We start from the raw sequence: 8,212 nt of genomic DNA on the forward strand, positions 1-8,212 counted from the left end.
TATCTATCGCCACGAGCTATCGTGGAATGGAGGGTAATAATGAATATCCGTGATCTTGAATATCTGGTTTCGCTTGCTGAACATCGTCACTTCCGACGTGCGGCGGATGCCTGTCATGTCAGTCAGCCGACCTTAAGCGGGCAGATTCGCAAATTAGAAGATGAGTTAGGTGTCATGCTGCTGGAACGTACCAGCCGCAAAGTACTGTTTACGCAGGCCGGTTTGCTGCTGGTCGACCAGGCGCGTACTGTCCTTCGTGAAGTCAAAGTGCTGAAAGAGATGGCCAGTCAGCAGGGCGAAGCGATGTCAGGACCACTGCATATTGGGCTGATTCCCACCACCGGTCCGTATTTACTGCCGCAAATTATTCCTATGCTGCATCAGACTTTTCCAAAGCTGGAAATGTACCTGCATGAAGCACAGACCCAGCAATTGCTGGCTCAGCTCGACAGCGGCAAACTGGACTGCGCGATTCTGGCGCTGGTCAAAGAAAGCGAAGCCTTTATTGAAGTCCCGCTGTTCGATGAACCGATGAAGCTGGCGGTTTATGAGGATCATCCGTGGCGCGAACGCGATCTTGTGCCCATGTCCGATCTGGCTGGTGAAAAACTGCTGATGCTGGAAGACGGCCACTGCCTGCGCGATCAGGCCATGGGTTTTTGTTTTGAAGCGGGTGCAGACGAAGATACCCATTTCCGTGCGACAAGCCTGGAAACGTTGCGCAATATGGTCGCGGCAGGAAGCGGTATTACGTTACTGCCTGCTCTGGCTGTCCCGCCACAGCGTGTGCGTGATGGGGTTTGTTATCTGCCCTGTTATAAGCCGGTACCACAGCGTACAATTGCGCTGGTTTACCGTCCCGGCTCACCTCTGCGCAGCCGTTATGAACAACTGGCAGAGGCAATCCGCACACATATGCAAGGCTATTTCGATACCACGCTAAAACAGGCGGTTTAAACCGTTTAGCGCGGCGACGCGATACGCTTCTGCCATGGTCGGGTAGTTAAAGGTGGTATTCACAAAGTACTCAATTGTGTTGCCACCATTTTTTTGCTCCATGATCGCCTGACCGATATGGATAATCTCCGCAGCACGTTCCCCAAAGCAGTGAATGCCCAGAATCTCTTTGGTTTCACGGTGGAACAGGATCTTCAGACTACCGACGTTCATCCCCACAATCTGCGCGCGCGCCAGATGTTTAAACTGCGCACGTCCCACTTCGTAAGGCACTTTCATCGCCGTGAGCTGCTGTTCGGTTTTGCCTACAGAGCTGATTTCCGGAATGGTATAAATCCCGGTCGGAATGTCTTCGATCAGGTGCGCTGAGGCTTCGCCTTTAATGATAGCCTGTGCGGCAATACGGCCCTGATCGTAAGCAGCGGAGGCCAGGCTGGGGTAACCAATGACGTCGCCCACTGCATAAATGTGCGGCTGCGCTGTCTGATACATGCTGTTCACTTTCAACAGCCCACGGCCATCCGCTTCCAGACCGACATTTTCCAGCGACAGTGAATCGGTGTTACCGGTACGGCCGTTCGCATACAGCAGGCAGTCCGCTTTGACTTTCTTGCCGGATTTCAGGTGCATGATAACGCCGTCATCCACGCCTTCAATCTTCTCAAACTCTTCGTTGTGACGAATCACCACGCCGCTGTTCCAGAAGTGATAAGACAGCGAGTCAGACATCTCCTGATCAAGGAACGCCAGCAGGCGGTCACGGGTGTTGATCAGGTCAACCTTGACATTGAGCCCACGGAAAATGGAAGCATATTCACAGCCAATCACGCCCGCGCCATAAATGATGACGTGGCCGGGTTCATGATGCAGGTTGAGAATAGAATCGGAATCGTAAATACGTGGATGGGTAAAGTCGACATCATGCGGATGATAAGGGCGCGAACCACAGGCAATAATAAATTTCCCGGCGGTCAGCTGTTCGCGCGTGCCATCATGATGTTCCACTTCAACCGTGTTGGCATCCACGAAATGCGCATCGCCCTGAAACAGCTCACAGCGATTGCGCTCGTAAAAACCCTGACGCATTGCGGTTTGTTGGCTGATCACGCTTTCCGTGTGATTGAGAATATCGGCAAACGATGAGCGGAGAAGGCGGGTATGGTCACTGTAGAGGGGATTCTGGTTGAACTCGATGATGCGGCTCACAGCATGACGAAGGGCTTTCGAGGGGATCGTACCCCAGTGTGTACAGCCGCCGCCTATGTTGTGATAGCGTTCGATAACCGCGATTCGGGCGCCTTGCTTCACCAGCCCCATCGCCGCACCTTCACCGCCTGGTCCTGATCCAATCACAATGACATCGTAATCGTAAGACTTTTGCATACCGGTACGTCCTATTATTTATACATTTTTACAACGAGATTCTAACATCTCGCCGCGCACTTCTGAATTCTAACAGCGATTTTCATCACGTTTTGGCTTTCAGTGAGGTTTAACACGTCGTCACAAAGTTTGCCGGACTGTACGCTGAATATTTTGTTATAGTGCTGTTTCAGAACCTCACAAGGCAGAGAGAATGGGCGTCAGAGCGCAACAAAAAGAACGTACACGACGTACACTGATTGAAGCTGCGTTCAGTCAGCTCAGCGCCGAACGCAGTTTCGCCAGTCTGAGTTTACGTGAGGTTGCCCGCGAGGCGGGCATCGCGCCAACCTCTTTTTATCGGCACTTTAAAGATGTCGATGAGCTGGGTTTAACCATGGTGGATGAAAGCGGGCTGATGCTGCGGCAGTTGATGCGACAGGCACGTCAACGTATTGCGAAAGGCGGCAGCATCATTAAAACCTCTATCGCCACCTTTATGGAGTTCATCGAAAATAACCCCAATGCGTTTCGGCTGCTGTTACGCGAACGTTCGGGGACGTCTGCGGCTTTCCGTGCGGCGGTTGCGCGTGAAATCCAACATTTTATTGCTGAACTGGCTGATTATCTTGAGGTCGAAAACCGCATGCCGCGCAGCTTCACCGAAGCGCAGGCTGAAGCGATGGTGACTATTGTCTTCAGTGCCGGTGCCGAGGCGCTGGATATTGATATAGCGCAGCGTCGTAAGCTGGAAGATCGTCTGGTATTGCAGTTACGTATGATCGCGAAGGGCGCGTATTACTGGTATCGCCGGGAACAAGAACGCCTGGCGGTAACCCTGGATAAACCTGAAGAGCTATGAATAAGGACCCTGCCATGACCCACCCAAGCTCCCGTGATAAAGGCACGATGTTACTGGCTTTTATTACCGGCCTTGCTATGAACGGCTCGTTCTCTGTGCTGTTTAGTGCTTTCGTTCCTTTTTCTATTTTCCCGTTGATTGCGTTGGGGCTGGCGGCATGGTGCCTGCATCAACGCTACCTGAATAAAAGTATGCCCGATGGGGTTCCGGGGCTGGCTGCGGCCTTCTTCCTGCTGGGAATCCTGGTGTACAGCGCATTAGTGCGTGCCGAATATCCGGATATCGGATCTAACTTTATCCCCACGATTCTTATGGTCGGGCTGGTGTTCTGGATTGCCCTGCGTTACAAGCGCAATCGCAACCGGTAATCACAAAAACGGGAACCCCTGGGTTCCCGTTTTTTTACGCTTTGCGCGTCAGTAGCACACCGCATTCCATATGATGGGTATACGGGAACTGGTCAAACAGGGCCAGTCGCGTGACATCATGGGTTTGCGCCAGCTCCAGCAGATTGTCACACAGGGTTTGCGGGTTGCAGGAAATATACAGGATCGTGCGATAAGCCTGCACCATCCTGACGGTTTCCTCATCCAGCCCACTGCGCGGCGGATCCACAAAGATCGTCTCGCAGTCATAACTCTTCAGGTCGATCCCCTCCAGCCGGTTAAAGCTGCGCACGCCGTTCATTGCCTGGGTAAACTCTTCGGCCGCCATGCGAATAATCTGGACATTATCAATCTGGTTGGCGGCAATGTTGTACTGGGCCGACGCGACGGATGGCTTGGCAATTTCCGTGGCCAGCACGCGGCGGAAATTTCTGGCCAGCGCCAGCGAGAAGTTGCCATTACCACAGTAGAGTTCCAGTAAATCGCCACGGGAACCCGTTGTCACATCCAGCGCCCATTCCAGCATATGAATGTTCATCGCCGCGTTGGGTTGCGTGAAGCTGTTCTCCACCTGTCGATAAATCATCTCTTTACCGGCGACCGGCAAACGCTCTTCCACGTAATCCCGATCAAGGCAAATTTTGGTCTTAGTGGCGCGACCAATCAGCTGCACATCGACGCCTTCCGCCCGCAACTGATCGCGTAACGTTGTGGCGGCCTGCTGCCATTCCTCATCCAGCTTGCGGTGATAGAGCAGGGAGATGACGATTTGGTTGCTTAGCGTCGACAGATAATCAAGCTGGAACAGCTTATGGCGCAGGATGCGATTATCGCGAATGGCCGCCATCATTTTCGGCATCATCTGGTTAATCAGGGCACTGGCCGCCGGGAACTGGTCAACGCGAATGCGCTGTTTCGTCTCCTGATCGAAAATGATGTGATAAATGTCGTCGCCATCATGCCAGATGCGGAATTCTGCACGCATGCGATAGTGGCTGACCGGTGAACGGAACACCTCCACGGCGGGGGCAGCGAAAGGCGTCATCATCGTTTCTAACCGACTGACTTTTTCCGCCAGCTGCGCGTCATACTGTTCAACAGGGAGATGTTCGGGTGTCATGTTTAATCCTGGTTAATAGCCTGCTTGCCGGGCGATTGTAGGGATTCACCTGCTGATGTCCAGTCCTGCGCGCGAGCAGAGCGTCGGGGTGTGCAGATCTGGACTTGCCCGTGCGCGCTTCGTAGACTGCGGGCACCGGCCTCAACCTTGAGTTAACAGGGAATCCAGTGTGAATCTGGAGCTGACGCGCAGCGGTAAGGAATGTCAGGGTGATTGCGATTGCAGACACTGTCCTGCGGGATGGGAAGTCATCACCTGCTATGATTCCCAGCCCGAAGACCTGCCGGTGTGACGTCGCCACGCGTACAGTCATCGCGTGCTATCGACTGTATGCCTGCGGCATCCTTTTTCTTTTGGATGCGATAAAAATGAGTAAAACAACAACCCCGCTGTTTACCTTCAGTGCAACGGCGATTTTCCTCTGGGCGCAAAATGGCTTTGCACAGAGAAGTGATGATGCGCTCATCGTGACGGCTAATCGTTTTCAACAGCCGGTTTCGTCGGTGCTGGCTTCAACCTCGGTGGTGACACGGGATGAGATTGACCTGTGGCAGGCAAAAAATCTGGTAGACGTGCTTCGTCGCCTGCCCGGCGTGGATATTGCGCAGAACGGTGGGATTGGGCAAAGTGCGTCAATGTTTGTGCGAGGCGCTGAAGCGCGCCAGACATTGATTCTTGTGGATGGCGTGCCCTTTGCCAGACCGGGCATCACCGGTGCAGCGGACTTCAATCTGATTCCGATCTCCCTTATACAACGCGTTGAATTCATTCGCGGGCCGCGCTCCTCCGTCTATGGCGCTGATGCCATTGGCGGAGTGGTAAACGTGATTACTCAAAATCCACAAAATCACAATGTGCTTTCTGCAGGCATGGGGTCAAAGGGATATCAGGAGTACAGCGGTGGCATAAACCAGAATGTGACCGACCAAACCCGCCTTACCGTCGCCGGTTCTTATCAGGCAACCAATGGCTATAACATCCAGCCTGATTCGACGTCTCCAGCCGATCGCGATCGTGATGGCTGGCGCAACAAAGCGTTCTGGGCAGGGGTTGAGCATAAGTTCAATGACATGTTTTCCGGTTTCTTTCGTGGTTATGGTTATGCGGCGAATACTGACTACGATGCTGGCTTCCCGGGCGGATCGGATGAGCAGCAGATTTATAACCACGCCTTTGATACCGGCCTGCGCTTTACTAAAGGTGATTATTCTTCTCAACTGGTCGCCAGCTACCAAAAGTACAAAATATATAATTATGTTGGCGCTGAGGGACGTTACGCAGACTCCAATACGCTGGATGATATGGATCAGCGCAACCTTCAATGGGGGAACGCCTTCGCAGTCGGTTATGGCACGGTGAGTACCGGGATTGACTGGCAGCGGCAAGCGTTGAGCTCAGTAGGCCAACTCTTTTCTGGCCAGCCCAGAGAAACGGACCGCTATAAGCAGGATAATACCGGGGCATATCTGACGACGCAGCAGCAATTGGGCACTGTTACGCTTGAAGGTGCTGTCCGGGGGGACGATAACCAGGATTATGGTCGTCATGGTACCTGGCAAACGGCGGCTGGATGGGAGTTTGTGCCGGGTTATAAGGCATCGCTCTCCTATGGCACCGGTTTCCAGGCACCGACGCTGGGGCAGCTTTATGGCCAAAAGCATTTTGGCATTAGCGCCAATCCCGATTTGCAGCCTGAGAAATCAAAACAATGGGAAGCTGCGCTCGAAGGGTTAAGTGGCCCCGTTAACTGGCGGCTGGCGGCCTACCGTAATCACGTCACGAACCTGATTGACTATGCGTCCGATCCGGTGACATTCCAGGGCGGCTATTTCAATCAGAAAGCGGTGACAATGAAAGGTATTGAAGCCACCGCAGACTTCGATACGTCTTTCCTGCATCATCAAATCACCTTAGGCTATCTTGATGCCCGACGCGATTCGGATGATGAAGTCCTGGCTCGCCGGTCTCGTCAACAGATGAAATATCAGTTGGGTGTAATGGTTTATGAGGCTGATATAGATGTTATTTACCAGTATTTTGGCAAGCGTTATGACAATAACACGAGCCAGTACACGAGTGAGCAGCGCCGTTTGCCGGCCTACAGCACCGTTGATCTCGCCGTATCGTATCCTGTCACATCACATCTGACCGTTCGTGGTAGAATTGCCAACCTGTTCGATAAAGATTACGAGACAGCGTATGGCTACCAGACTCCAGGAAGAGAGTATTACCTCAACGGAAGCTACAGCTTCTGACCTGCGCCCGACTGTGCTGGTGTTTGATTCCGGCGTAGGCGGGCTTTCTGTCTATGATGAGGTTCGGCAACTCCTGCCGGACCTGCATTATCTTTATGCGTTCGATAACGCCGGTTTTCCTTATGGTGAGAAAACCGAGACCTTTATTGTCGAGCGTGTTGTTGCGATGGTTGATGCCATTACTCGCCGTCATCCCATTTCTCTCGTCATTATTGCCTGTAATACCGCCAGCACCGTCACTTTGCCTGCATTACGTGAGCGATTTGCCTTTCCGGTTGTCGGCGTTGTACCGGCAATCAAACCGGCTGCACGCCTTACACGTAACGGTGTGGTCGGGCTGCTGGCGACGCGCGCAACGGTCCGGCGTTCGTACACGCATGATCTGGTGTCGCAGTTTGCTAAAACCTGCAAGATTGAAATGCTGGGCTCAGCCGAGCTGGTGGAGTTAGCCGAAGCCAAGCTTCATGGCGATAAGGTTTCACTGGGTGATGTCAGGCGCATTGTGCAACCCTGGTTACGTATGACGGAGCCACCGGATACTGTCGTATTAGGCTGCACGCACTTTCCTTTACTTCGCGATGAGCTTCAGCACGTCCTGCCTGAAGGTACGCGTTTAATTGACTCCGGTGCCGCAATAGCCAGACGTACTGCCTGGCTACTGGACAATGAAGCACCCGAAGTCCGCTCGCCGGATCAAAACATGGCGTTTTGCACTGAGCTGGATGAAGAGGCGGCGCAATTATCGCCGGTTTTACAGCGTTATGGCTTCCCGTTGCTTGAAAAACTGGCGCTTTAGCGGGTTTTCGCTGAAAAAAACAGCACTCGGAAAATTAATTGAAATTAGCCCTTGTCAGCTTCGAAGAACTCCCTATAATGCGCCTCCACTGACACGGCACAACGGAATACGAAGCGCCGGGTTGAGTAAGGTTCAGAATCATTCGAACCGATGAGTTTAGCAAAAATAAGTGCTTGACTCATAAAGCGGAAAGCGTAATATATGCAGCCCGCGCCACAGAGAAGTGTGGCACTGCTCTTTAACAATTTATCAGACAATCTGTGTGGGCACTCGCAGGATTGATATCCGCGTCTCCGGACGTAAAAAATATCAAGTCTTAAGAGTGAACACGTATTGAAATTCATTACGACGTTTTCCTTGAGCATCGCTGAACTGGTTTCAGCAAATCAAACTTTAAATTGAAGAGTTTGATCATGGCTCAGATTGAACGCTGGCGGCAGGCCTAACACATGCAAGTCGGACGGTAGCACAGAG

The 8,212-nt window shown here is 52.6% G+C and carries 7 protein-coding genes, 1 rRNA gene and 1 riboswitch; of the genes, 6 read left to right on the forward strand and 2 right to left on the reverse strand.

Features of this window, described 5'->3' with window-relative positions:
* Positions 1-39: 39 nt before the first annotated feature.
* A complete protein-coding gene (oxyR, locus tag C7434_RS21095; RefSeq protein WP_133745883.1) occupies positions 40-957 on the forward strand; it encodes a DNA-binding transcriptional regulator OxyR in 918 nt (305 codons plus the stop codon).
* Here the strand turns inward: oxyR and sthA are convergent.
* The gene (gene sthA, locus C7434_RS21100) at positions 940-2,340 is read right to left on the reverse strand and encodes a Si-specific NAD(P)(+) transhydrogenase (protein WP_033738119.1); all 1,401 of its coding nucleotides are present in this window, start codon (positions 2,338-2,340) and stop codon (positions 940-942) included. The genes oxyR and sthA overlap by 18 nt on opposite strands.
* A gap of 193 nt (positions 2,341-2,533) precedes the next feature.
* On the opposite strand from sthA, the gene fabR reads away from it, so the two are divergent.
* Both fabR and C7434_RS21110 read left to right on the forward strand, forming a co-directional pair.
* Positions 2,534-3,181: an HTH-type transcriptional repressor FabR gene (fabR, locus tag C7434_RS21105; protein WP_006121169.1), complete on the forward strand. Its 648-nt coding sequence runs from the start codon at positions 2,534-2,536 to the stop codon at positions 3,179-3,181.
* A 14-nt stretch (positions 3,182-3,195) separates the two neighbouring features.
* On the forward strand, positions 3,196-3,549 hold the full coding sequence (locus C7434_RS21110) for a YijD family membrane protein (RefSeq protein WP_006121168.1): 354 nt from the start codon (positions 3,196-3,198) through the stop codon (positions 3,547-3,549).
* Between the two features lie 34 nt (positions 3,550-3,583).
* Here the strand turns inward: C7434_RS21110 and trmA are convergent, their stop codons facing one another.
* The gene (trmA, locus tag C7434_RS21115) at positions 3,584-4,687 is read right to left on the reverse strand and encodes a tRNA (uridine(54)-C5)-methyltransferase TrmA (RefSeq protein ID WP_039342545.1); all 1,104 of its coding nucleotides are present in this window, start codon (positions 4,685-4,687) and stop codon (positions 3,584-3,586) included.
* Between the two features lie 119 nt (positions 4,688-4,806).
* Positions 4,807-4,990, forward strand: a riboswitch (cobalamin riboswitch).
* A gap of 65 nt (positions 4,991-5,055) precedes the next feature.
* Between trmA and btuB the strand changes: the two genes are divergently transcribed.
* From btuB to C7434_RS21135, 3 genes are all read left to right on the forward strand, one after another.
* Positions 5,056-6,942 carry a TonB-dependent vitamin B12 receptor BtuB gene (gene btuB / locus C7434_RS21120; protein ID WP_133745884.1) on the forward strand — a complete coding sequence of 629 codons (1,887 nt, stop codon included), beginning with the start codon at positions 5,056-5,058 and terminating at the stop codon, positions 6,940-6,942.
* The gene (gene murI / locus C7434_RS21125; protein WP_033738123.1) at positions 6,887-7,738 is read left to right on the forward strand and encodes a glutamate racemase; all 852 of its coding nucleotides are present in this window, start codon (positions 6,887-6,889) and stop codon (positions 7,736-7,738) included. Before btuB ends, murI begins: the two co-directional genes overlap by 56 nt.
* Before the next feature lie 395 nt (positions 7,739-8,133).
* Positions 8,134-8,212: ribosomal RNA gene (locus C7434_RS21135) — 16S ribosomal RNA — on the forward strand; the annotation flags it as partial.

Source organism: Pantoea sp. PNA 14-12, from assembly GCF_004364735.1.
In the GTDB taxonomy this organism is placed as follows: Bacteria; Pseudomonadota; Gammaproteobacteria; order Enterobacterales; family Enterobacteriaceae; genus Pantoea; species Pantoea stewartii.